We start from the raw sequence: 25,580 nt of genomic DNA on the forward strand, positions 1-25,580 counted from the left end.
TATGTCAGTTGCAAAGCATATCTTAGTCGTAGAGGACGATACCTCACTGGCAGAGTGGATCAGTGATTATTTACTGGATCACGGTTACGGGGTGACGGTTGCCAGCCAAGGCGACTTCGCCTTAGAGATGATAGCCGATGAGATGCCTGACTTAGTGCTACTCGACGTGATGATGCCCGTTAAGAATGGCTTCGATGTGTGTAAGGAGGCCAGGGCATTTTATACTGGGCCCATTTTATTTATGACCGCTTGCGTTGAGGACGGCGATGAAATCCGCGGGTTAGATGCCGGTGCTGATGATTACCTCACTAAGCCGATTCGACCACAGGTGCTGTTAGCGCGGATAAAGGCCCTGTTACGCCGAGTGAGTGATGAGGAGCAAAAGCAGCAATTAGTGTTTGATTCTTTAGTGTTAAATGCGACGGCAAAGTCAGTCACCATTGATAAACAGCCGCTGGATTTGAATGCCAATGAGTTTGATGTTTTGTGGCTGCTGGCATTGAAGGCGGGCACGATAGTGAGTCGCAATGAATTGGTGGCTCAACTGCGGGGCATTGAATACGATGGCCTAGACCGCTCGGTGGATATTCGCATATCGCGCTTACGCAAGAAGTTGCAGGAAGCGTTGAGTCAGCCCTATAAAGTCAAAACCATTCGTGGCAAGGGATATTTGTTTTGCCGCGATGAGGCCGAGCAAGCTTTATGAAGAAGTTAATGACTTCTCTGGTGCTGGTCGTGCTGGTGGCCATTGCCAGCCTAGGCTGGTCGATAAGTGAGTTTGCAACACTTATTGATCCTGATAATGAAACGCCTAGCCCAGCAACTCACCTCGCGGCATTAAAACTGCTGGGCGGTTCACTGGCGCAAACGTTAGATAACGATCCCGCCCCTAATAATGCGTTTATAGACAACTGGAATCAGCGAAATGCAGATCAATTGTCTTTGGTGAATGAAGCGGATTTTGTCTTACCTTCAGCCCTAAAAACAGAGTTTTATTCAGGGGAATCATTACTGCTGGAGTCCGATGATGGCATCTCTTTGCACTATTTATTGCCTAAAACGGGTCAGGTGCTGAATATCAATACCCAGATAGTGACGCCAGCCGATGTGAGTTTTAACGCGAATAAGCTGTATACCATGCTTTTTTATGGCGGTGTGGTGGTGATTTTATTGGTGTGGGTGTCTCCTTTAATCCGCCAACTGGTTAATCTCAGTAAGGTGACTCAAGCATTTGGTATGGGAGAATTACAGCAGCGAATTGTGGTCAGTAAAGCGTCCTATATAGGCACAATAGAAAGCGAATTCAATCGCATGGCAGATCGCATCCAGCAATTGATCGATGACAATAAATTGCTTAGTCGGGCAGTTTCCCATGATTTAAAAACTCCGATTGCGCGGCTGCGATTTGGTATTGCGGCGTTAGAAGAAACCCAAAGCGAACAACTTAGGGTGAAGTATTTTCAGCGATTGAACCGCGATCTGGACACTATGGAAGAGTTGGTCATGACACTGCTCAGCTATGCCCGCCTCGATGAGGCGAATATCCAACCTGATTGGCAACCTATTGAGCTTAATACTTGGTTGCTGGAAAAGTATCAAGGCCAAGTATACTCAGGGTTTTCAATGGAACTCATCACCTGCCCAATACCGCTAAATATCAAAACAGATCCTAAGTACTTGTCAATGCAGGTGAATAACTTGCTCAGTAATGCGCTGCGTTTTGGCCGTGCCAATATCCGGTTGATGTTGGCATTGGAAGATGGGATTGCGTGGTTACACGTTGACGATGATGGCCCTGGCATAGATGAACAGGAATCTGCTCAAGTGATTAAACCTTTTGTGCGTGGTCAGCATAGCCGCGGAAATTCCGGTCATGGCATGGGTCTGGCGATTGTCGATAGAATTGGTTGTTGGATGGGTTCCCCATTACGTATTGGCCGTGCTCCTGACTTGGGCGGGGCTCGCATGTCACTAAAATTCAAGGCTGAAGTTTAAAGTTGGGGTTTAATACGATTGGTATAATGCGAGGTTTGAGTCGTTTTTGTCTGTTTCTTTAACATGAGCTGAAACGAGCAATGCGGCTAGGCCTACGTCATCTAATCTGCTGAGTTGATTTAGAGACAGAGACAGAGACAGAGACAGAGGCAGAGGCAGAGGCAGAATGACTCAACTCACTATAGGAATGAGTGCCTAACGAATTGGTGCTGAACAGGGGGATTTATAAATAAAACGCACCAGCCTTGATACCTAACGAGAATCTAGACTGGTGCATTTTTGATGAGCAATTAACTTTTCACATTGACATTGTTAAGTATGTAATCTGTTTCATAGATGCGGGAATTCGCATTTTCTGGCTTGCTATGTAAACCTGTGACTTCGACCATGACAGAGGTTTCTTGATTCATCGTCGAACTCCCCCACAAGATATCCTTACTCGCGCTCGCTCCTACTCCAAACTGGCCAATTGCATCACGATCGGTTTGTTCGTGAGTAAAAGTGAAGTAGTTATAACCCGTTTGTTTGCATAACTCTGCTGACTTACGCATGACGTACTTTCGGGCCAATGCGCGGTCAGTGTTGGTATTGCCAACAAAGCTTATCTGCCAGCTATCGGGTGCAATCTGTGCGGTTTCAAATCCTTTACCGAAAGACCAAAATTGCTTTTCGGTATCGTAGGAAGTGGCACAAGCTGAAAGCATCAGAGCTAATCCAGCACATAAAAATGTTTTTCTGATAAGTGTCATGGTCTTGTCTCGTCAGGTTGTTTAGAAGCTATAGTTCACGCCAAGGGTAGTAACCCACTGGTTGTTACTGTCTATGAGCGGAGAGTCAGCCATGTTGGCACCTATGTGCGAGTAACCTGTGGCTTGAGTAATATCTAAATGCTTAGTGACTGGAATAACCAAAGCGTAGCCTAGCTTATAGGCAAAGGTGCCGTCGGCTTGATAGGCAGGGCGCTGCGCCGTAGCTTCAGATGACGTCACACCTGTGTAGTAGTTTGCGAAGTCTTTACTGAAGTAGTGCACACCTGCATAAGGCACCAGATCACCGAAGCCTACATTTATTGGATGGTAATAGGTGATATCAGCCTGAAAACCATCATAAATATTGGTGACATCGTGTTGGAATTTAGTTGATAGCGTGCCATTTCCTAAATGAATGTCGGCGTTTAAACCCAGATCGCCACTGAACTTGCGATCCTTCATGCCCGTTAAAATATCCGCATCATCGGCATCAAAGCCAGGATTGGCAACGGCAAAGATACTGAAATTAACGGCACTATCGTTCGTGCCTAAAAAGCGGTAGTTGATGCCGGACAGATCGGCGTTGAAGTCTTCACCGTGGTAGCCGCCATTGAGGTAGGCACCTGTTTGGTGATCTTGACCCTTATAAAACTGACTACCAGTAGCAACACCTGCGCCAGCAAAGAACTGATCTTGATGACTATAGATATTACCGTTACGAATGTAGGTATTGCTTTCAGCAAGAGCGTGGCTTGACATCAAAACACTTGTGATTACAAAGCAAAGTTTTTTCATTTTTTGATCCTTAAGACATCTGTCTAGTGACTGTGATGCCACTATATTTCACTTCTTAAAAGGACTCTGTATCCGAATGTAACCTAGACCATGTATCGCAGCCTTCTCGCATCGTCTGGCGCTGGTGAGCTCGTGGAGCTGAAGACAATGACCTTTTGCTAAGCCGGAGGGATAAGATAAACAAGACTAGGTCATAGATAGCTTTGATTGAATAGAGGAGAGGGGGCAGTGATGAGGTGATATAAAGGTAAAAAGTTATGCCTCTAAAGCTATTTGAAATCAATAGCATCAGGGGGATTTGACCCGATGCTATTGGTAGTCATTCAAACACCTCGCCGACTAAGCCTAGGGGCTAAGGACAAGGTAATCTAAATTGATCGGACAGTTGGTTTAATCGCACTAATAGCTCTGGCGATAAGGTGACTTTTAAACTGTCGATGTTTTCTTTCAGTTGATATAAGTCGGTGGCGCCTATGATATTGGAGCCGACAAACTTACGTGAGTTAACAAAAGCTAACGCCATTTGTGCGGGCGTGAGTTTGAACTCGCGGGCCAAATCTACATAGGCTTTTGTTGCCTCCAGAGCCATTTGCGAACCTGTATAGCGGGCGAAACGCTTAAACAAGGTCAGGCGCGCGCCTTCAGGCCATTGGTCGTTGCAATATTTTCCCGTCAAGGCGCCAAAGGCCAGTGGTGAATAGGCCAGTAATGGCAAGTTTTCGCGGTGACTGATTTCGCTCATGCCGACTTCGAAACTGCGATTAAGCAAGTTATAGGGATTTTGCACACTCACAATACGCGGCAAGCCATGTTTTTCGGCGAGTTGCAGGTACTTCATCAAGCCCCAAGGCGTTTCGTTCGACACCCCGATATAGCGCACTTTACCTTGGCGGATCACTTCGGCTAGCGCTTCTAGGGTCTCGAGGATCGGCGTTTGATGCTCATGCTCTTGTTGATCGTAAAACAGTTCACCAAAGAAATTGGTATTACGGTCAGGCCAATGGATTTGATAAAGGTCGATAGTGTCTATTTGGAGACGTGCTAAAGACGCATCGACCGCTTGGTGGATGTTGTTCCAGTCCAGCGCCATATTTTTGCGAATGTAATCACTTTTACCCCCCGGTGCGGCAATTTTAGTGGCGATCACTAAGTCGTCTCGGTTACCGCGGGCCTTAATATATTGCCCTAGGATACGCTCGGTTTCCCCTTGGGTCTCCGGCTTAGGTGGTACGGGATACATTTCCGCCGTATCGATAAAGTTGATGCCATTGCCTATGGCGTAGTCCAGCTGTGCAAACGCTTCGACTTGGGTATTTTGTTCGCCCCAAGTCATAGTGCCCAAACAAATTTTACTGACCTCAAGATTAGAATGCGGTATGCGTCTGTATTTCATCTATTTCTCCTACGGAAACTCTCTTAGTTTGAGGCTACCAAGCTTTTGCTGTAAAGCAAAGGTTAAACCATAGGTTGAAATGTTAGTGCGCTAAAAATAGCCAGCAAGTTTAGCCATCCTGCCCCATTTTGAGGCATGCCATTGGTTGAAGTTTGTTCGCTGAGTTGCTCTTTTAACGGTTTTAGCGCTTTACTGCACTGAAATGGAGATTTTTGCTTATTTTTGTAAACCTTAGGTACTACTAAATCAGTAATGACGTATTTATGAATAAATTGTTATAAAACTACATTTGCAGATTACAGTAAGTAAGGATGTGAATCTGCGTCACAAAATTGCGTAAATTTACGTATCTAACTTACGAATTTGCAGCGGAATGTGACGCCAATATCGGAATCTGCGTTAACAAATCTCTACCCTAAATTTATCTAAAAATTTTTCATGGTTGATATTTGTGATGGCAGATTTTTCAAACCAAATTGTAACGATCAAAAAAGGCCTCGACTTGCCGATTGTTGGTGAGCCGCGACAGGTCATTGAACTCGGTGCTAAGCCATCCCAAGTGGCTGTTCTGGGAGAAGAGTTCGTTGGGCTTAAGCCGACGATGTTGGTCGAAGAGGGTGATTTTGTTCAAAAGGGCCAAGCCCTATTTGAAGATAAAAAAACGCCTGGTGTGTTGTTCACTGCACCCGCTAGTGGCCAAGTCGTAGCGATTAACCGCGGCGAGCGTCGAATTCTACAATCAGTCGTCATTCGTTGTGATGACGGTGAAAACCGCGATGGGCAGATTTCTTTCGATATCCATCAAGACATTGCCGCTCTCCCTCGACCAACCGTTCAAGACCTGTTGGTGAAGAGTGGTCTATGGACGGCCCTGCGTACTAGGCCTTTCTCGCGCGTGCCTGCGCTCGATAGCACGCCAGCAGGTATTTTCGTCACCGCTATCGATACTAATCCACTGGCCGCTGATCCCCGTTTGATTATCGCCGAGCAAACTGAGGCTTTTAAAGCTGGCTTGCTGGTGTTGAGCCGTTTAAGCGAAGGCAAGGTTTACCTGTGCCAGGATAAGGGCGAAGCGATTGTTAAAGAAGCATTACCACAACTTGAGGTGCGCCGTTTTGATGGTGTTCATCCTGCGGGTTTAGTGGGCACTCATATTCACTTTACTTTGCCAGTGAGTTTAGAACGTCAGGTTTGGCATATCGGTTATCAAGATGTGATTGCCTACGGCAAGTTATTCCAAACCGGTGAGTTGTATACCGACCGCATCGTCGCCTTAGGTGGCCCGAGCGTGCTGAACCCGCGTTTACTGCGCACTCAATTGGGCGCTGAGCTAAGTGCCTTAGTGAGTGATGAAATCAAACCTGGCCATAACCGCGTGGTATCGGGATCTGTGTTATCTGGCCATACCGCGGCGGGCGTACATGACTTTTTAGGCCGATTCCACAACCAAGTGTCAGTGTTGAGCGAAGATTCGCAGCACCATGTTCTCCCTTGGGTGCGCGGTGGTTCTGACAAATTCTCCATCACTCGTGCTGTAACATCACGTCTGTTTGGTGCGACTAAATTGTTCGAGTTTACGACTCATCAGGGCGGTTCAGCTCGCGCCATGATGGCTTTTGGTCAGTTAGATCGCGTGATGCCACTGGATATTTTACCCACCTTGCTTGTTCGAGACTTAGTGGTGCGTGATACCGACGAGGCGCAAGCCTTAGGTGCATTGGAGTTAGATGAAGAAGATCTGGCGCTGTGTACCTTCGTATGTCCCGGCAAATATGACTTTGGTAAAGAATTACGTGCCTGTCTAGATGTTATTGAGAGGGAAGGTTAATGACCAAACAAGTGAAAAAACCTGATTTACAGGACGCCTCTGATTTACAACAAGAGTACTACGCAACGGGTAAGTCGATGAAGGGCTTCTTGCGCTCACTCGTCATTGCCAACGGTCGTAGCACTAAGGGCCAAGTGCATGTGCGTGACGCGATTGACGTGAAACGTACCATGACGCTAGTCGGTTTGTGTTTACTGCCCGCCATTTTATTCGGTCTATATAACATTGGCCTACAGGCACAGCTTGCGCTCGCGGGCGGATTATCGACGCCAGATATTTGGAAGTTAGAAATCTTTAATACCCTGTTTGGCAGCCTTAGCCAAGACACTGGGATATTAGGTTTATTCCTCTATGGTCTTAGTTTTTATCTGCCGATTTACCTGACAGCACTACTCACCAGTTTGTTTTGGGAAGTGGTGTTTGCGCGGGTTCGTGGTCAAGAGTTGCACGAAGGCTTCTTCGTGACGGCCCTGCTGTTTACCTTAATCTTGCCAGTATCGACACCGTTGTGGCTGGTGGCCATGGGGATTTCCTTTGGTGTGGTTGTGGCTAAAGAGCTGTTTGGCGGCATGGGATATAACTTCCTTAACCCTGCGTTGGCGGGCTTGGCTTTTATCTACTTCGCCTATCCCTCTGAAGTTTCAACCATTAAACAGCTGGTTGCCGTTGATGGTTTCTCTGGTGCAACGGCGCTGGCACAAACCGCAGCGGGCAAGCTGAGCTTTACCGATTACGCTTGGTTTAGCGCCTTTAGCGATCCTAACTGGTGGAACAACTTTTTTGGCTTTACCGTGGGCGCGATTGGTGAAACTAGCACCTTAGCCATTTTGATCGGCGGTTCACTATTGCTGATCAGCCGCTTAGCCGACTGGCGCATTGTGCTTGGTGTGCTGCTGGGCATGATTGCGACTGCAACCATCTGTAATTACATCGGTTCTAGCAGCAATGACATGATGGCAATGCCGTGGACTTGGCATCTGGTCACTGGCGGTTTTGCGCTGGCGATGATGTTTATGGCCACCGATCCTGTGACCACTTCCTACACTCGCCAAGGCAAATTTGCCTACGGTGCCTTGATTGGTTTTATGACAGTGCTTATCCGTGTCGCTAACCCAAAAATGCCTGAGGGCGTGATGTTAGCCATTCTGTTCGCCAACCTTTGGGCGCCGCTGTTCGATTATCTGGTGGCCCGCGCCAACATCAAACGGAGATTAAAACGTCATGGTCTTTAAGAAAGATACTGTGGTGGGGACCATGATCTTCACCATCACGCTCTGCCTCCTGTGCTCGTTTATGATCACAGGCACAGCAGGCATATTGAAAGAACGTAAAGTCGCCAAAAAACGTGACGAAGTGAAGCGTTATGTGTTGATGGCCGCCGATGTGAACTTAGGTCAGGACACTGACTTTAGAGAGATTTTCGCTAAATCGGTTAAGCCATTATTGATCAACCTAGACACAGGTAAGGTGGACTCAGACGCTAACGTGCTCGATTTCGATGAGCGTATGGCGGCGATTAATCCTGAGACCTCTAGCGCACCGAAAAAGGACATCGCCAAGATTAAAACCCGTGCGAACGATGCCCGCGTATTTAAAGTGCTTGATGCCGATGGCAAGTTAGACAGTGTAGTTGTGCCTTTCTACGGTAAAGGTCTGTGGTCGATGATCTACGGCTATGTGGCGGTTGAACCCGATTTCAACACCATTAAAGGGCTAGTCGTGTACGAACACGGTGAAACCCCTGGTATCGGCGACTTTGTGACCGATCCCCATTGGTTATCGTTGTGGAAGGGTAAGCAATTATTTGATGAAAAAGGCAAATTTGCGATACGTCTTGTAAAGGGTGGCGTTAAAGAAGGCGATCTTCACGGTGTGGATGCGGTGAGTGGCGCGACCATGACGGGCCGCGGCGTGCAGCGCGCAATGGAGTTTTGGTTTGGGGTTGAGGGTTTTCAAACCTTCTTCAATCAGCTGAAAGCGACGGCCGCGCAGGGTGAATTGCAAGGTGAGTTGGGAGAGGCAAAATGAGCAACACTTTATCCATGCGTGACATGTTAACGGGGCCAGTGTTTGCCAATAACCCCGTCGCGATGCAAGTGCTGGGCGTATGTTCGGCGCTGGCGGTCAGTAACTCAATGCAAACCGCTGTGGTAATGACGCTCGCAGTGACCTTTGTGTTGGTGTTTTCTAACCTGATTATCTCTGCCATCCGTAACTTTATCCCGACCAGTGTGCGCATTATCGCGCAGATGACGGTTATCGCCTCCTTGGTGATTATCGTCGACATGGTTCTGCAGGATGTAGCCTATGAGTTATCTAAGCAACTTTCTGTATTCGTTGGGTTAATTATCACTAACTGTATCATCATGGGCCGTGCAGAAGCTTTCGCCATGAAGTATCCACCGCATTTAGCGGTCGTCGATGCGCTCGGTAATGCGACAGGTTATGGCTTGATTTTGATCAGTGTCGCCTTTGTACGCGAGCTGTTAGGGACGGGTAATTTATTCGGTCACCCTGTGTTCACCACCATCGAAAATGGCGGCTGGTACTTGCCAAATGAGATGTTCAAGTTACCACCGAGCGCCTTCTTCCTGATTGGTGTGTTGATCTGGACTATCAATGTGATCCAGCGGAAACGGGGTTAAGGAGCAGATATGGAACACTATATAAATCTATTTTTGCAGGCCACTTTTATCGACAACATGGCGCTGTCGTTCTTCTTAGGCATGTGTACTTTCTTGGCCGTGTCTAAAAAGGTGTCAACCGCCTTTGGTTTAGGCGTTGCTGTGATTGTGGTGATGACCTTAGCCGTGCCGTTAAACCAGATCATTTACGTCAAAGTGCTGGCACCTGGCGCACTGTCTTGGGCGGGATTACCCGGTATCGATTTAAGTTACCTGCAACTGATCACTTTCATCGGTGTGATTGCGGCGTTAGTGCAAATCCTTGAAATGTTTTTGGATAAGTACATTCCTAGCCTGTATGACTCCCTTGGGATCTTCTTACCTTTGCTCACAGTGAACTGCGCGATTTTTGCTGGGGTGATCTTTATGGCGAACCGTGATTACAACTTCGGTGAGTCAGTGGTGTTTGCGATGGGCTCGGGTCTTGGCTGGGCGGTGGCGATTGTGCTGCTGGCGGGACTGCGCGAAAGAATGAAATTCAACGCGATTCCCGAAGGCTTACAAGGTATTGGTATCACCTTTATCACAACAGGCTTGATGGCGCTGGGCTTTATGTCTTTCTCTGGGATCTCGCTGTAAAGCAACAGTAGGCGAGCCAAGAGTTGAGAAAGTGAAACCAGATTCTTTTTAGAAAAGAGCTAGAAAAGGGTAATACGATGGAAATGGCAATTGGCATAGGCATGTTCACGCTAGTGGTCTGTCTATTGGTGATAGTGATTCTAATCGCCAAAAAGCAATTAGTGGCTACGGGTGAAGTGACGATCAGCATCAACGAAGATGCTGAAAAAAGCATTCAAGTTGCGGCGGGTGACAAGTTACTCGGCGCCTTGGCGAGTCAGAGTATTTTTATTCCGTCAGCCTGTGGTGGTGGCGGAACCTGTGGTCAGTGCCGAGTGAAAATCAAAGCGGGCGGCGGTGATATTCTGCCGACTGAAATGGGCCATATCACCAAGAAAGAGGCTAAAGAAGGTTGTCGTCTCGCCTGCCAAGTCTCAGTGAAAACCGATATGGAACTTGAGCTCGACGAAGAAATCTTTGGGGTGAAAAAGTGGCAATGTCAGGTGATCTCTAATGATAACAAGGCGACTTTTATCAAGGAGTTATTGCTTGAGCTACCCGAAGGTGAAGATGTTCGCTTTAAAGCGGGGGGGTATATTCAAATTGAAGCGCCAGCCCATGTGGTGAAATACGCTGACTTTGATATTCCTGAAAAATACCGTGGCGATTGGGACAAATACGGCCTGTTTGACATTGTCTCTACCGTCAACGAAGAAGTGTTGCGCGCTTACTCTATGGCCAACTATCCCGATGAAAAGGGCCGCATTATGCTGAACGTGCGGATTGCGACGCCGCCATCGGCCAATGTGCCAGCGGGTAAGATGTCATCTTACATCTTCAACCTGAAAGCGGGCGATACAGTGACGATTTCTGGGCCATTCGGAGAGTTCTTTGTGAAGGAAACCGATGCGGAAATGGTGTTTATCGGTGGCGGTGCGGGCATGGCACCAATGCGTTCACACATTTTCGATCAGCTTAAGAGTAAGAAAACCACACGTAAAATGAGCTTCTGGTACGGTGCTCGTTCGACCCGTGAAGTGTTTTACCAAGCGGATTTCGATGCCCTAGCGGCCGAGAATGACAACTTCGTTTGGCATGTGGCGTTATCTGAGCCATTGCCTGAGGATAATTGGACTGGCTACACTGGCTTTATCCATAATGTGATTTATGAGAATTATCTTAAAAATCATAAGGCACCAGAAGATTGCGAGTACTACATGTGTGGTCCTCCAATCATGAACTCTTCAGTGATTAAGATGCTTGAAAGCCTAGGCGTTGAGCCAGAAAACATCCTACTCGATGACTTTGGTGATTAGGTTGTAAGTGAGTAATAAAAAATCGCGTTAGGCCCAGCTTAACGCGATTTTTGTTTATAGGGCTTTTTATCATTTCGCAGTTTTTAGCTTTCGCATTTTGATGCTATTTAGCACCTCACCTAGCTAAAGGATTTGCCGCCGTGGCGGGTTAAATAGCTCACCATGCGCTCACTCTCAGCGGTATAGCATCCCATGCGAAACTCACCGTGCCAGTAAGCAATATCGAGCGGATGATACCCCTGCGAGTTTGGATGATTCACATTGGCCCCCGCATCCACCAATAATTTGAGCAGTTCAAAAGACTGCAACTCACAGGCATGCAAGAGTGCCGTCATCCCGCCATTGTCCACGCCTTCAAGATTAGCGTCATTTGCAATAATGCGCTTAACAGCAAGCGTATCTTTGGCTTTAACCGCATCGATGAGTTCAGTGCTCATTTGATCGCTATTTAACCTCATCCAAAGGATTTAATTTAAGTGGATTTAGCCTAGGTTTCTTTAACTTGTGGGCGAAACTCCGTAAGCTGAATAGCTTATACCTAAATGCTTATGTCTACAGGTATAACTTATCATGGATGTAATAGTTGTAGGATAGGAGGCTTGTTTGAAAAAGTTAGCAGTAGTATCACTTATCTGTTTCTCCCTCAGCGCATGCTCTTCACTCAATGAAGTTAAATTGGATTCTCAATCGGTATCCAGCTACATAGGTGAAAAGGTCAAAGTCACCACAATATCTGGCGAACAAATGGAATTTCAAGTCGAAAGTGCAACGGAACAGCAGATCGAGGGAGAAGGGCAACTAGTCAAAATTGAAGATATACAGACGTTGGAAGTTGAGGAGTTTAGCCCGCTAAAATCGATATCACTTTCTGCAGGCTTATATATGTTAGGTGCGATAATTATTACTATTGTCGTTTTATAGCCATTTTGAATGTGTATTAGCTTCAACTTGAGATATTCAGTCTACAAACTGGGGCAGACTACCACTTGGTTTATACGGCTCGGATTAGCTTCGTCGCCCTAGGTATCACTTTGTTGTGTCATTTTTATATGGAATATTTCCTTTATAATTCAATTGTAAAGATTAAATTGTATTATCCATAAAAAGCGCTTGTGATAAGCTTGCTTTTTTCTAGCAGGCAGCATTATTTGTTAATTACGTTAAGGATAACCCATGCGTTTGAGTGTCATCAGTACCCTGTTGACTGGTTTTTTATTATTCCCAAGTGCCAATAGTTTTGGTCTCTTATTAGAAACAGGTGCTGAACAAGAGCAAATCGGGCAAGGCAGTAACTCTATTGCCGTTGAAAGCAAAACCGCATCTTCAGTATCGAAGGTGGCGGAGATTAAGACCTTAATCCAAACCGCGATAAAGGATTCGCCGCAGCCATTTAGTGGTAGTGTTATCCTGCTTGAGCAGGGCAAGCCGCAGCTTGAACTGCAAAAGGGTGAAGGTATTAGTCAAGATTCGCGCTTTGTGATGGCATCGCTCTCTAAGCAGATTACTGCAACCTTGATATTGCAGGCACTCGATGCGGGGAAACTTGATTTAACTCAAACGCTTAATCATTATCTTTTTGGTGATGCTGAAGGGAAGAATAAGGCGCTAAAAGGCATGGATGCAGGTGTAAATCCAAGTGCGGATGCATTGAATACCAGTCGATATGATGAGCGGATTACGCTACACCAACTGCTGACTCATACATCGGGCGTCGATAAACTGGGTAAGGCCAATCGATTCGAGCCGGGAAGCAAATTTGAATACTCCAACTTCGGTTATTCACTTTTAGGGCAAGTGCTTGAGAAGGTCAATCATCTATCCTTTGCCGAGCAAGTGGCGCAGTTTGCAACGCGATACCAGCTTAATGGCTTGAGTGCTGAGCTTGGCAGTATTGAGGCGATTCACGCCAAAGTGCCTTCACTCGCCGTAGGTTTACAGGAAAGCGAGGTGATTGCCCCTGCTGACTTAGTGCTTGATGAAGCTTTGTTGCCCGCAGGGGGATTAATTGCTTCAGCGCCAGCTTATGCCGCCTTTCAGCATCTATTACATTCTGGCAAGTTGATGAGTGCAGAGAGTTATCAACGTATGACTATGGCGTATACCGAGATCCAATTCTTATGGCCGAATATGCGCTATGGCTATGGGGTGAGGATCAATAAGGACGATGGCCTCGTCGAATACAGTCACACGGGCTATTTATCTGGTTATATGTCGATGACACTGCATTATCCCGAATTTAATTTGGATCTGGTGATGCTGGAAAATCTATCGCTAAATCTTAATGATCGCGCTCGAGTATTTGAACTGCATAATCAGATACGTCAAATCATTCGTAGCCAGTTACTGCTTGTTAAAGCGTCTAATGTTAAGCCTTAAGTCTCTCCATTATGTTGGCTAATAGGCGGCTAAGTCAGATGGTGTGAGTCTCGAAAGCATAAAGCCCCAAAGTTAGGGCTTTATGCTTGGTACTCGTTGGCAGTTAAGGTGCTAATCGTTACCAAAAGCGCTTTCTAAGTGCGGTCTCGATATCAATCTCAACCCTAAAGTACTGCAAAATCGTCCAAACGGAATCGACTAAGGCTTCGGTAAGCGCTGGATAATCATCCTCGATAATTCCGTTAATTTCTTCGACGGTTTCATCGATATATTCCTGAACACCTTCCTCAAATTCGGTCTTTGTCGCTTGATTGCGGAAAAAGCTAAAGTTGTCGAGCTTTTCTATCAATTGATCAATAAGGACTCTCACTGAATTGAGTTGCTCAACTGTGATCGTCGGATCGGTGGCGATCAGTTTAAAAAAGCTCTGCACTTTGGTTTTGAGATCGAATAGCGTTGGGATTTGATCTCGATTTGCCGCCGCATTACTCACCTCTAATTTGGTTTGCTTGACGGGGGCAGGTATTACATTCACCTCAGATGCTTGCGGTTTGGCCGTCATAGGATCGGCATTGCTCGAAGCTGTTGCTGGTATTGCGCGATTGTGGGCTATGGTTGTGGGGGCTGGCGGTATCTCGCGCCCCAGTGTTTGTAGCAGGCGGCGCTGGAAATAGCTTTGCGGCAGGGCTTTGCTGAGTGCTTGCTCAAGCTGAGTTTCACTGTAGGAGGCTATTTGCAGCAGCGCTTCGAAAATCTCTTTATATTCTTGCTCAATAGCCGCTATTAGCGGGCTATTGCCTAAGCTATTGGTCACGGTTAAGTCGGCGCCATATTGCTGCAAAAGTCTTAAGATCCGCACCGCCGTTGATTCAAAGCGGGGGAACTCGATTGAACTGCCGCCTATCACAGCGCAAAGGGCAGGAGTGGTGTCTTCGGCATTGATGGCATTTGGGTTGGCGCCATGTTCGAGTAGCACCTCTACGCAGGACTGTGCGCCGTAGTAACTGGCGCACATTAATGGTGTAAATTGCTCATCTACTGAGAATTCTTCTAACTTTGCACCATGGCGCAGTAAGAGTTCTACGGTTTTTCGCCGCATAGGGCCGGTAATTTCATCCCACCAATAGGTCGAAATCGCCTTGTGTAGAATGGGTGAGTTATCGTGACCGCAATGGGTAAAAATATCCCCGCCTTGATTAATAAGCCATTCAAGTAGTTGGATTCGACAGGAGATGGCCGCCGCGGACACATAGTTAGTGTTGTAGATATTGGTGAGGCTTAAATCTAGCCCCTTGGTGAGCAGATATTCCATCACTTGGATAAGTGTGGCTTGATCTTCTTTCCCTGAACCACGCTGGCATAGGGTGAGTAAGGTTGGTTCATCCACCGCCCCAAATTTTTTATTGATATCCATACCATATTGCAGGAACAGATCGAAAAACTCGGGCAGAAAGGTTTTCTTTTCGACCATTGGATAAACCAATAGTCGTAAATTCGACCAGACTAACATCTCATAGGGTTTACCCGTATTCACAAATTCGGCATTTGGATTAGCGCCATATTTGAGCAACAGTTCAAGGGCTTGGTAGATGTAGCTCCGTTTATTCGGATCGGTAAATTGGGCATTATTAATATATTGGTTGAGCAAGGGTGAATGGTCGGCATCAGGCGGTGTCATCCTATAGATGCGATTGATATCGACGGTGGCCTTAATCAGTTTTTCGATAATCCTAAGGTCAAATTCTGAGGTCAATGCCGCATAGACCAAACTTTTAGCGTGGGAGTCGGCTTTGAGCTGCGGATAATGGTCTAGCAGATATTCAGTATATTCTTGTGATTTAGCATAAACACAAAGCTCGAGTAAATTGGCATCGTCCCAGAAGCTACTGTCATTTGCCATAATATAACGGGACTTTTTATATTCAGGAAAGCATTTTACTAAAGGAGCAAAGGCTTCAGTCCCCCAAAATTCGCTCGAAGAAATAATGTTTTCAATTAGGCTTAATTTGCCTATGTCTAATGGGATATCTTTATTAATGATATGCAGGAACAGATCTTTATTGCGTTCATCATATAATATTTCTAGTGGGTGATTTAATTCACCATTGGTCCAGAAACTCACCGGTTTATTGATATCTAAGTTAGCTGCAAGTAGAAGGTCGATCATGTCTCTACGTTGATGGTCTTGATAGATATATTGCGGATTAGGATGAAATAGATAGTTGAGCCAGCAATTATTATATTGATTTTGAAAGTAAAGATTGGCACTGGAGTCTAGGTATAGGGTAACGAGTTCTGAGTTGTTATATTCAATAGCCGAATGCAAGGCACTGAAACCATTACATTCGATTTTAGCACCTTTGCTGAGCAAGTATTTTATAAGCACTAAATCGGACTGAGGACGGCAAGATAGGGGAACTAATATATTGCAGGGCGAAACATTGAGATCAATAAAGTTGAGATCTCCACTATCGGCAAGAAATTGATCAACTTTCTTTATTTTAGCCGAGGTCGAAAGCGTGTTATCTAGGCATATTTCCCGAAGTGTGAGTTTCTTATCACTAAAAATCCAACTGAGCATAATGTTCCCTATTTAATGCCGTTAACAAAATGGTATCAAACGCCTTTCAATTTATTAAAAATTGAGTGAGGTAAATTGCCATATTTTAATGCATTTAAGTTAAGAAAAACTATGCCCTAAGACTGATAATTAAAATCATCTTGCTGAATAACATTTGCTGATACAAATTGATAATGCCAAACAAGTTTAATCATGGCTGTTTGGCATTGTTACTTTGATTGGAATTCTGCTTCATATCCTATTGATTAAGATCTAGCAGCATCGGCATTTCGCAGGCGTCGTGGCCTGTGTTCCCTAGGGGAGCCGACAGATGTACAAAGCCTAATTTCTCATAGAGTTTTACGGCTTCATTTAGTACAGCGGTGGTTTCTAAATAGCAGCCTTGATAACCCGTTTCGCGGGCGAAATCGAGTGCCATTAACGCTACGCGTTTTGCGAGTCCTTTGCCGCGGATTTCTGGCATAAAGTACATTTTTTGCAGTTCGCAGACGCCATCATTGTTAGCTAAAGGCGCAATACCGGCGCCGCCTAAAATGCGGCCCTCTAATTCAATAATCCAATAGTTGGCGCCTGCTTGGGAGTAGATCTGGCTTAGGCAATCTAAGGTCGGGTCTGCCACGCTATAGCCTTTATCCGCGGTTAAGCCGTATTCGGCCGAAACATCGCGGATGACTTTGGCAATTGCGGCATCATCTTGGGCTGTGGCTTGGCGAATGTGGCAACCACTTTGCTGCTTGGCGTTATGTACGGCTTGGTTATATAACACGAGGGCCTCTTCGATTTGTGAAGTTTGCAATGGAGTCAGTTGGGCTAAGATCCCTTGGAATAATTGATTCTGCTGAGTATCCAATTTAACGAGTAACTTCTTACCCGCAGGTGTCAGTTGCACAACTAAGCAGCGACTGTCCCGTGGATGTACCTGACTCTGGGCAAGATGTTTATCGATCAAATGCTTGATAGCGCGGCTCGCATTGGACTTATCTATGCTGAGTTTGCTTGCAAGCTCTTTGATGGTCAGGGGCTGCTTGCCTATCTCAAACAGGGCATGGGCTTGCACGGGCGAAAGGGGTAAATCCCCAAAGGCGGCGTTGAGCATGCCTAAATTTCTCACCAGATAGCGAGATAAATGCCTGAGTTGGGCGGATGAGCCTGACTCAGTCGTTTGCTTAGTTTGAGTCACAGGCTTCGCGGGATCTTGAGCCAATGGTGCGTCTGTTTGAGCCATAGTCGAATAAGTTTGGTTGCATGTCACAACTAAGTTAGCGGGCTTTAATTCCTCTTGCAACATATTACTAACAATCTACTGTGTAAATATCAGGATTCAATAATGGCGCCATGGCGAGAATAATCGCTTGGGTGTAATTACTTTCACGGGTCGCATGGCCGTGGGTGAGTAAACCTATGGCACCGCCTTTTTGCTTAATATTGATTGTATTGAACAACCTATCCATGACATCCCCGAGTTCTTCTCCCGCTTCTAATGCCCGATAAACTTGCATTGGTAAAGGTAAAATCGCACTGCGGCCAATGGCAAGCTGGTCTTTATGGCCAATCGCGATATAGGCGAATGTGGCTGGGCCAAAGTCGAAACAATCGACACCGCCTTCCATCGCAAAATAGTAGTCGGCTTTAGTCTCTTGCGGGTCCTGCTGTTGACAATAGCGCACCCGATTTATCGCCCCTTGGCGAGTGTCGAGATCTGTCATTGGCTGCGCCGCAACACCTGAAGGCGCATCCATACCGCTGGCTTCTATGATGCTCTCAGGGAACAGCTGTGCCATGGCGTTAGTTGCCGCGTTGATTTTTACTGGGTTTTTAGAACCCACTTTTATCTTAATAATGTTTTGTTGCATATAAGTTATTTATTTTGGATTTTAATGTGGACGCTCGTTTGAATCATTGCTTAAATGGTCTGAGGTGTCTAAGCGTTTGGGTTTTCTATTCTGCCACAGTCGTCGGCGAAGCTCAGTAAAAAAGCCAACAGTAGGGGAGGCAATAGCCAGCCTTAGGGACTAGGAAGCGACATGCAACTATTGCTCCTTCAGTAATTTGGGCTGGAATAGGCAGTAAGGCTATGTCATTGAAGGAACCAAAACCAAGAGATAATAATAATGAAATTCAACAAACTCGTGATTGCTATGGGAATGGCCTGCGGTGTAATACTGACCGGCTGTAACGATAGCGAAGATAGCACTACGCCTACTGAACCTGAAACTCAACTGCAAACTTTTGCCCCCAATGGTTTACTCAAAGCCAGTATTCGCCGTACGACCTATGGCGTGCCGCATATCCAAGCTGACAACTTAGAAAGTTTAGGTTTTGGCAGCGGTTATGCGCAGGCACAGGACAACTTATGTGTATTAGCCGATGGTTTTATCAAGGCGAACTCACAGCGTTCTATGTACTTTGGTCCCCATGCGTCGATTGACTTCACTACGGGTCAACCCACGGCGGAAGATAACGGTAACCTTATCTCAGATTTTGCCTATAAAGCGCTAAAGATCAGAGCGCAAGCCGAAGAAAAATGGCCGAAATTTAGTGAAAATTCTCGGGCACTTATCCAAGGTTTTACCTCTGGTTATAACCAATATCTTGCTGATGTCGAAGCGGGAACACAAACGGCAGAACCTTTCTGTGGCGGTCAGCCTTGGGTGAAACCCATAGTGCCAGAAGATGTGGTGACTTATTTGTTTTCTATCGCCTTATTACCGGGCGCAGCTAACTTTCTCGATCTGATTTTTTACGCTCACCCAGGAGATGCACAGGAATACATGCCGCGTATCGTTGGGCCCGCGCCTAGCCAAGACCAAACTGCGTTTGTGGCCGATATGCAGTCTAAGTTGATTGCCCGCGCGGCTCGTATCACGACACCAGAAACCAATCCCCGCGATTTAGGTTCAAATGGTTGGGGTTTAGGCAAGGATAAAACCGAAAATGGTAAGGGCATGGTGCTAGGTAATCCGCATTTCCCGCATACGGGTAACCTGCGTTTTTGGCAATCCCATATTACGATCCCAGGGCATTTAGATATGATGGGCGGCTCGTTAGTGGGTATGCCTGGACCGATTAATATTGGTTTCAATAAAGATCTCGCTTGGACTCATACCTTCTCTACCGCTGAGCATTTTGTGATGTTTAACCTTGAGTTAGTCTCGGGTGATCGGATGCAGTATTTGTTTGATGGTAAACCTATGCCGATCACCAAAGAGACGGTATCGGTTCTAGTGAATGCAGGTCCTGCGGGCATGCTGGTCGCCGAGAAAGATATTTATACTACGGCCAAAGGCCCTATGGTCGAAGCTCCTCCCGCTTTAGCGCCTTTTGGTTGGGATGATGGCAGTGCCTTTATGATCCAAGATGCCAATATGGGGACTATGGACCCTGTTGACCATTGGTTAGCCATGAACATGGCCACGAACAAAGAACAGTTCCAACAGGCATTTAAGGACTACGATGGTGTCATCTTCAATAACACTATGTACGCCGATAAAGAGGGCAATGCTTTCTATATCGACGACTCAACTGTGCCAGGATTATCTGAATCGGCAGTTGTGTTGTTAAAAACCTCACCGGATATTAAAGCGGCTAAGGCTAAGGCCGGATTTACGATTTTACCCGGCAACACTTCACTGTTTAGCTTCGATGGTCCAACGCCCTATGAGCGTGCGCCCAAGCTTGAGCGCAGCGACTTTGTGCAAAACTCCAATGACTCCTTTTGGTCGACTAACTTGAATGAACCGCTGACTTACTTCTCGCCTATGTACGGCGCAGAGGCTGGGCAGCTATCACTGCGGACACGGATGGGCTTGAGTTTAATGCAGGACGCCGCGGGGGCTGATGGCAAGTTCAGCTTGGAAGAACTCGAAGCGGCTGTGCTGTCGAATCGCAGTTATCTCGCCGAGTTAGTGCTGCCTGACTTGATTGCCCAGTGTGATGCCCAAGGCAGTACACCTGTGGTGGTGTCGGCGAGTTTATCTAAGGATGTCTCTTCGGCTTGTGCGGCATTAAAGGCGTGGAACGGTAAGCAAGATAACGACAGTAAAGGTGGTGCTTTACTACGTGAATTTGCCCATCTATTCAGCCAAACAACCATGTTGACCCAAGGATTCGATCCCGCTAATGCGGCAACGACACCTAAAACCTTGACTACGGATGGTAGTGCCTTAAAGGCCTTGGCGCACAGTGCGCTTAACCTTGAGGCCGCAGGCTTTGCCTTAGATGCGCCATTAGGGGATGTGCAATTTGTGGAGAAATCGCTGCCAGATGGAACGCCAAGCGGGTCGCGTTTACCTTGGCCGGGTAGCCATAATGCTGAAGGTGGATTTAACGTGTTTTCAACCAGTTTGTCGGGGGATGACACTTTGATCCCGCAGCACAAATACGCTGCTGTGATGGATGTGGTCACTGGCAAGGCAATGAGTTCTGGCTTAACGGCGAAAGGGTACCAAGTGCGTTACGGGTCGAGTTGGATGATGGCGGTGAACTTTACCGACGAGGGGCCTGTGGCGCGGGGGATTTTAACTTACTCTGAGTCGAGTAATATCTTAACGCCTGCGTTTGCCGATCAAAGTATCTTGTACTCGAGCGCTAAAAGCTTCCGTCCTTTGTTGTTCAAAGAGTCTGACATCGCCCCTGCTGTAGTATCGACAACGGAGCTGACACTACAAAAACCATAAGTCAGATTTTGCGCTTTAATCGTTAGCGGCTCACTTCGGAGTTGAATCTGGATGAGCCGTTTTTTATGCGTGTTTGCGACTGATAGCGATTTGTAAAAATTTAACATTAATGACTGTGATCTCGATCTACCTTAGGTGTGAGTATGCGGCGACTAGTCTCGTTTTGTTGATTTTTGTGATGCATGCCCGGTTAGCTGTTTTTCTCGGCGCTTATGCGATGTCACTGGATTTGGCTTGAGGTGAATATCTTGTATTTTTAAGTGGCTTTTTATGTATATGTTTTGATGCTGCATTGAAAACTTATTACATTAAATCAGCGATCTAGATCTCAATATCAGTTTATTATGAAATTCCCTTACATAAAGCCGTGTCAGATCAACTTTTATGGGCTTTTTTTGGTTATCCTTAGCGCGAATTTATTATGCTAGTCACACCGTAAGGTAACTTTTATATGCAAAAAGATGCGACCAGTGTTCTTAGAACACCTCAAAGCACACAGAATCTAGATTCAACGAAACACTTACCTTGGACTCGCCAAGACACGACTTGGATGTTGAGTTTGTTCGGCACTGCCGTTGGCGCTGGAATTTTATTTTTACCTATCAATGCGGGCATGGGCGGCTTTTGGCCTCTTGTGTTAATGGCAGTGATCATTGGTCCTATGACCTATCTTGCCCACCGTGGTTTATCTCGTTTTGTTTGTTCATCAAGCATTCCTGGTAGCGACATTACTCAAGTAGTTGAAGAGCATTTTGGTGTTGGCGCGGGTAAAGCCATTACCGTACTGTATTTCTTTGCTATCTACCCGATTGTATTAATTTACGGTGTAGGTATTACCAACACTGTTGATAGCTTTATCGTCAATCAGTTAGGCATGGCATCGCCACCACGCTTCATTCTATCGGGTGTATTGATCCTCGGTATGATGGCTGTCATGGTCGCAGGTGAGAAATTCATGCTCAAAGTGACACAATTGCTGGTGTATCCGCTGGTGGGTATTTTGGCCTTTATGTCTATCTACCTGATCCCTGAATGGAAAATGGATGCTTTACTCGTTGTACCAGAGGCGGGTGCATTTTTAGGCACAGTTTGGTTAACGATTCCAGTTTTAGTGTTTGCCTTTAACCATTCTCCAGCGATTTCACAGTTTTCTGTGTCATTGAAACGTGACCATGGCGCGAATGCTTCTCGCAAAGCTGATGTTATTTTACGTAATACTTCCATGATGTTAGTGGGCTTTGTGATGTTGTTTGTGTTTTCTTGTGTGCTGTCATTATCGCCAGCACAATTGGCCGAAGCGAAAGCTCAGAATCTACCGATTTTGTCTTATCTTGCCAACGTGCATTCAAGTGGTTTTGTGAGCTACTTTGGTCCATTAATCGCCTTTATCGCGATTGTGTCTTCTTTCTTTGGCCATTACATGGGCGCGACAGAAGGCATGAAGGGGATTATTGTTAAGCAGTTAGACACGAATAAAAAAGGTATTTCAGAGCAAAAAATCAACAAATTTATTCTGGTGTTTATGTTTGTGACGATTTGGGCCGTGGCAATCAAAAACCCAAGTATTTTGAATATGATTGAAGCTTTAGGTGGCCCAATTATCGCGGCTATCCTGTACTTGATGCCTATGTACGCTGTATATAAAGTGCCAGCATTAAAAGCGCACCGTGGTCGCATCAGCAATATCTTCGTGGTTATAGCGGGTTTATTGGCAATGACGGCTATTCTGTTTGGCTTCTTTCGTTAAGTTTTAATCTTAGTAGGAACGCGGTTTGAATGTGAATCGTGAGTCGTAAAAAGAAAAGGATCGGGCCATTGGCCCGATCCTTTTTTATTATGTATAAGATTTGAATCGCTTATTTTTCTTCGTACATTAAGTAGTAGCTCTGCTTCATCCCTAACGCTTGATAGGTCTGCTGTGCGGCGAGATTTTCTTGCTCGACATATAAACGGAAGCTTGCGGCACCACCATTGGCTTCGGCCAGTTGTTTGACTTCGCTGTAGAGTTTGGCATATATGCCTTGGCGACGATTTTTCGGGCGAATATACACACTCTGGATCCAGTAATAATCCTTCGCACGCCAATCGCTCCATTCAAATGTCACCATGAGCGAGCCGACTAGCTCACCTGCGATTTCAGCGACCAGGTAAAACCCTTTTTGCGGGCTCTCAAGTAGCGTGCCCACACCTCGAGTCAGTGTCGCTTCATCTAAGGCTAGGCCTTCGGTTTCTTGGGCCATGGCCTGATTAAACTGCACTAAGGCGATTAGGTCTTGAGCCTTAGCTTTACGAATCAACATACTACAACTCCTAGGCGGTTATTTGGCAATACCGCTCTTGTTTAGTAAACAACATTTTGTGATTCACTTTATCATGGAACGACGAGGGATAACGAGTTTGGCAGTGGCAGGTTAGGCACTGATATTATTTATTGCTGTGGATATTTGTACGACTAAAGTCTTATCTGCTAGGCTTATCTCTAGTGTCCTTTCGCTGAACTAAGTGAGTTAATGATGGGATTTATTAAGTCTACTCGCCGCTATAAACTTAAGATTTTACCCGTCTATGATATTGCTGCTGATGAACAGATAAATCATCGTCTGCATTTTATTTTAACGCTGTTGAGCTTCGGTTTATGGGGTTTAGTTTGGTGGTGGTTGGTCTTAAAAGCTAACGGTAAGTCCGACTTTATTTTCAGTGGTTTTGATGACGATTATTGGAGTTATTTGATTGAGCGTGAGCAACCGCCTGCGTCGCTTTATCGTCAGCAAATAGCACCAAAAAAAGTCACAGAATATTTTGATGCTTAAGCAGGAAAACTAACATCTCAGCGGCCAATTTAACAAAGTTGGTTTGGTTAATATTACTGATTTTAAGGCGGTTTAGCTCAACGTGATCCAGATCATCCCTCGATTAAAACCCCTCTGCTAGACTCGGCGATTGCCCCATTTAGACTGAGAAACTAGCGCGCTAGTTTTGGTCTTTGCCCCATCATAGTTTCGAATTCAAGGTTATCAATATGACAAAACAAAAGTCGTCAGCATTAGGCCGTGTTTGGTCTCGCTGGATGTCAGTGCCGCTGTGGCTGCAAATTGTTATCGGTATGGTGCTAGGTATTTTAGTGGGCATCATCTTCGGCGAGCAAGCGACTCACTTAAAACCGATAGGCACCTTGTTTGTTAATTCCATTAAGATGTTGATTGTGCCATTGGTGTTTTGCTCACTGATTGTAGGCGTCACTTCGATGCAAGATACGAACAAGATGGGGCGTATTGGTTTTAAATCTTTTGCGTTTTATCTCTTTACCACGGCTATCGCGATCACTATCGGTTTGATTGTCGGTTATGTTCTTCAACCCGGTGCAGGTTTAGGTTTGTCATTGGCAGATGGCACGGCTCAAACTGCCAAAGAAATACCTTCTTTAGTCGATACTTTGATCGACATAGTACCGACGAACCCTATTGCGGCTTTAGCAAGCGGGCAAATTTTGCAAGTTATAGTATTTGCGATTGTTTTAGGTATCGCCTTAGTGCTGATTGGCGAGCATGGAAAACCTGCAATTAAAGTGTTCGAAAGTTTAGCTGAGGCCATGTATAAAATGGCCGACATGGTGATGAAGCTCGCACCCTACGGTGTATTTGGTCTAATGGCTTGGGTAGCGGGGGAGTATGGGATTGATATGCTCTGGCCACTGATCAAAGTCATTATTGCTGTGTACCTTGGCTGTATTATTCATGTGATTGGATTCTATAGTTTTTTACTGCGCGGATTTGCGAAGTTAAGCCCGCTGCAGTTTTTTAAAGGGATTAGCAATGCCATGTTAGTGGCGTTTACCACGTCGAGCTCTGCGGGCACGCTTCCTGTGAGTATGAAGTGTGCGAGTGAAAATTTGGGAGTTCATAAGAAGATCTCTAGCTTCGTGTTACCGCTAGGCACCACAATCAATATGGATGGCACAGCGTTATACCAAGGGGTCACAGTGCTGTTTGTGGCACAAGCGTTTGGTATCGACCTGACTGTCGTCGATTATCTCACCATTATTTTAACGGCGACGTTGGCCTCTATTGGTACTGCGGGAGTGCCCGGTGCGGGTTTAGTGATGTTGACTTTAGTACTTACAACCGTAGGGCTTCCCTTAGAAGGGGTGGCATTGATTGCGGGAATTGACCGTATTTTAGATATGGTGCGTACTGTGGTAAACGTCTCCGGTGACTTAGTGGCGACGACTGTCATTGCAAAGTCTGAAGATGAGCTGGATATGGCGCATTATAATGCCGACATAGATCAAAGCGCCGTAATAGCCGAACAGAATATCGCCCTCGAAATTGCAGCGGCTAAGAGTGTCAAAGCATAGGGAGCTTTTATTGCTAGTTCGTTAACTAACCTGAACTCGGGATAAGAAATGTTGAACTAATAGCCCTCCAAGTGATCGGATCTTTCGACCAAGAGAAACCCCATCACACCGGAGGGCCTATGCATAAATTAGTGGAAGTGTTTTGCGATGTCGATGATTTTTGCGCTGTTTTCATTCCAGAATGGGAAAAAACGCTGTTAACCGATGGTACACGCAAGCGTCAACGCCCTGGCCGTATGACGATGAGCGAAGTGATGACCATCATCATACTTTTT

At 45.9% G+C, this 25,580-nt stretch carries 22 protein-coding genes and 1 pseudogene; 15 read left to right on the top strand and 8 right to left on the bottom strand.

The genetic code is table 11. The annotated features are described in order from the left end of the window. Position 1 precedes the first annotated feature (1 nt). Together L5M28_RS14335 and L5M28_RS14340 are read left to right on the top strand one after the other, a co-directional pair. Entirely contained in the window at positions 2-706 is a 705-nt protein-coding gene (locus L5M28_RS14335) for a response regulator transcription factor (protein WP_105250123.1), read from the top strand. Then, complete coding sequence (locus L5M28_RS14340) at positions 703-1,995, top strand: ATP-binding protein (protein WP_219234439.1); 1,293 nt, start codon at positions 703-705, stop codon at positions 1,993-1,995. Before L5M28_RS14335 ends, L5M28_RS14340 begins: the two co-directional genes overlap by 4 nt. A 290-nt stretch (positions 1,996-2,285) precedes the next feature. Here L5M28_RS14340 and L5M28_RS14345 read toward each other — a convergent pair whose 3' ends face one another. From L5M28_RS14345 to L5M28_RS14355, 3 genes are all read right to left on the bottom strand, one after another. Then, the gene (locus L5M28_RS14345) at positions 2,286-2,744 is read right to left on the bottom strand and encodes a CC0125/CC1285 family lipoprotein (RefSeq protein ID WP_263203689.1); all 459 of its coding nucleotides are present in this window, start codon (positions 2,742-2,744) and stop codon (positions 2,286-2,288) included. Positions 2,745-2,765: 21 nt separating this feature from the next. Further along, positions 2,766-3,539: an outer membrane protein OmpV gene (gene ompV / locus L5M28_RS14350; protein WP_168824821.1), complete on the bottom strand. Its 774-nt coding sequence runs from the start codon at positions 3,537-3,539 to the stop codon at positions 2,766-2,768. A 352-nt stretch (positions 3,540-3,891) separates the two neighbouring features. After that, a complete protein-coding gene (locus tag L5M28_RS14355) occupies positions 3,892-4,932 on the bottom strand; it encodes an NADP(H)-dependent aldo-keto reductase (protein ID WP_263203690.1) in 1,041 nt (346 codons plus the stop codon). Between the two features lie 454 nt (positions 4,933-5,386). Here L5M28_RS14355 and L5M28_RS14360 point away from each other — a divergent pair, with 454 nt between their 5' ends. The 6 genes from L5M28_RS14360 (at position 5,387) to nqrF (ending at position 11,318) form a co-directional block, all read left to right on the top strand. Beyond that, positions 5,387-6,760 (top strand): Na(+)-translocating NADH-quinone reductase subunit A, encoded by a 1,374-nt coding sequence (locus L5M28_RS14360; RefSeq protein WP_263203691.1) that lies wholly within the window; start codon positions 5,387-5,389, stop codon positions 6,758-6,760. Further along, a complete protein-coding gene (locus L5M28_RS14365; RefSeq protein WP_263186648.1) occupies positions 6,760-7,992 on the top strand; it encodes an NADH:ubiquinone reductase (Na(+)-transporting) subunit B in 1,233 nt (410 codons plus the stop codon). Before L5M28_RS14360 ends, L5M28_RS14365 begins: the two co-directional genes overlap by 1 nt. Beyond that, positions 7,982-8,788 carry a Na(+)-translocating NADH-quinone reductase subunit C gene (locus L5M28_RS14370; protein WP_263203693.1) on the top strand — a complete coding sequence of 269 codons (807 nt, stop codon included), beginning with the start codon at positions 7,982-7,984 and terminating at the stop codon, positions 8,786-8,788. The genes L5M28_RS14365 and L5M28_RS14370 overlap by 11 nt, the downstream gene beginning before the upstream one ends. After that, positions 8,785-9,405, top strand: a complete 621-nt coding sequence (locus L5M28_RS14375) for an NADH:ubiquinone reductase (Na(+)-transporting) subunit D (protein ID WP_028761892.1) — start codon at positions 8,785-8,787, stop codon at positions 9,403-9,405. The genes L5M28_RS14370 and L5M28_RS14375 overlap by 4 nt, the downstream gene beginning before the upstream one ends. Before the next feature lie 9 nt (positions 9,406-9,414). After that, the gene (gene nqrE, locus L5M28_RS14380; protein ID WP_006080315.1) at positions 9,415-10,023 is read left to right on the top strand and encodes an NADH:ubiquinone reductase (Na(+)-transporting) subunit E; all 609 of its coding nucleotides are present in this window, start codon (positions 9,415-9,417) and stop codon (positions 10,021-10,023) included. Between the two features lie 77 nt (positions 10,024-10,100). Then, complete coding sequence (gene nqrF, locus L5M28_RS14385) at positions 10,101-11,318, top strand: NADH:ubiquinone reductase (Na(+)-transporting) subunit F (RefSeq protein WP_259541347.1); 1,218 nt, start codon at positions 10,101-10,103, stop codon at positions 11,316-11,318. Between the two features lie 119 nt (positions 11,319-11,437). On the opposite strand, the gene L5M28_RS14390 is transcribed toward nqrF, so the two are convergent. Next, positions 11,438-11,755: an ankyrin repeat domain-containing protein gene (locus L5M28_RS14390; protein ID WP_242068386.1), complete on the bottom strand. Its 318-nt coding sequence runs from the start codon at positions 11,753-11,755 to the stop codon at positions 11,438-11,440. Positions 11,756-11,921: 166 nt separating this feature from the next. On the opposite strand from L5M28_RS14390, the gene L5M28_RS14395 reads away from it, so the two are divergent. Both L5M28_RS14395 and L5M28_RS14400 read left to right on the top strand, forming a co-directional pair. Beyond that, on the top strand, positions 11,922-12,239 hold the full coding sequence (locus L5M28_RS14395; RefSeq protein WP_105250113.1) for a hypothetical protein: 318 nt from the start codon (positions 11,922-11,924) through the stop codon (positions 12,237-12,239). A 252-nt stretch (positions 12,240-12,491) separates the two neighbouring features. Further along, positions 12,492-13,694, top strand: coding sequence for a serine hydrolase domain-containing protein (locus L5M28_RS14400; protein ID WP_113939796.1), 1,203 nt, complete (start codon positions 12,492-12,494; stop codon positions 13,692-13,694). A gap of 118 nt (positions 13,695-13,812) precedes the next feature. Here L5M28_RS14400 and L5M28_RS14405 read toward each other — a convergent pair whose 3' ends face one another. From L5M28_RS14405 to yjjX, 3 genes are all read right to left on the bottom strand, one after another. Further along, a complete protein-coding gene (locus L5M28_RS14405) occupies positions 13,813-16,275 on the bottom strand; it encodes an ankyrin repeat domain-containing protein (protein WP_263203700.1) in 2,463 nt (820 codons plus the stop codon). Positions 16,276-16,513: 238 nt separating this feature from the next. Then, complete coding sequence (locus L5M28_RS14410) at positions 16,514-17,563, bottom strand: bifunctional helix-turn-helix transcriptional regulator/GNAT family N-acetyltransferase (RefSeq protein ID WP_263196696.1); 1,050 nt, start codon at positions 17,561-17,563, stop codon at positions 16,514-16,516. Between the two features lie 4 nt (positions 17,564-17,567). Continuing rightward, complete coding sequence (gene yjjX, locus L5M28_RS14415; RefSeq protein ID WP_028761642.1) at positions 17,568-18,128, bottom strand: inosine/xanthosine triphosphatase; 561 nt, start codon at positions 18,126-18,128, stop codon at positions 17,568-17,570. Positions 18,129-18,386: 258 nt separating this feature from the next. Here yjjX and L5M28_RS14420 point away from each other — a divergent pair, with 258 nt between their 5' ends. Together L5M28_RS14420 and L5M28_RS14425 are read left to right on the top strand one after the other, a co-directional pair. Beyond that, positions 18,387-20,951 carry an acylase gene (locus L5M28_RS14420; RefSeq protein ID WP_263196697.1) on the top strand — a complete coding sequence of 855 codons (2,565 nt, stop codon included), beginning with the start codon at positions 18,387-18,389 and terminating at the stop codon, positions 20,949-20,951. A 451-nt stretch (positions 20,952-21,402) separates the two neighbouring features. Next, positions 21,403-22,698: an aromatic amino acid transport family protein gene (locus tag L5M28_RS14425; protein WP_263196699.1), complete on the top strand. Its 1,296-nt coding sequence runs from the start codon at positions 21,403-21,405 to the stop codon at positions 22,696-22,698. Between the two features lie 109 nt (positions 22,699-22,807). Here the strand turns inward: L5M28_RS14425 and L5M28_RS14430 are convergent, their stop codons facing one another. Then, positions 22,808-23,251: a GNAT family N-acetyltransferase gene (locus L5M28_RS14430; protein WP_105250107.1), complete on the bottom strand. Its 444-nt coding sequence runs from the start codon at positions 23,249-23,251 to the stop codon at positions 22,808-22,810. A gap of 213 nt (positions 23,252-23,464) precedes the next feature. Between L5M28_RS14430 and L5M28_RS14435 the strand changes: the two genes are divergently transcribed. The 3 genes and pseudogenes from L5M28_RS14435 to L5M28_RS14445 all read left to right on the top strand — a co-directional run. Next, the gene (locus L5M28_RS14435) at positions 23,465-23,761 is read left to right on the top strand and encodes a hypothetical protein (RefSeq protein WP_113939800.1); all 297 of its coding nucleotides are present in this window, start codon (positions 23,465-23,467) and stop codon (positions 23,759-23,761) included. Between the two features lie 209 nt (positions 23,762-23,970). Further along, entirely contained in the window at positions 23,971-25,305 is a 1,335-nt protein-coding gene (locus tag L5M28_RS14440; RefSeq protein ID WP_028761637.1) for a dicarboxylate/amino acid:cation symporter, read from the top strand. A 119-nt stretch (positions 25,306-25,424) separates the two neighbouring features. Then, positions 25,425-25,580, top strand: a pseudogene (locus L5M28_RS14445) (IS982 family transposase); the annotation flags it as partial.

The sequence above is a fragment of the Shewanella sp. SW32 genome (assembly GCF_025653365.1).
GTDB classification, from domain to species: Bacteria; Pseudomonadota; Gammaproteobacteria; order Enterobacterales; family Shewanellaceae; genus Shewanella; species Shewanella oncorhynchi.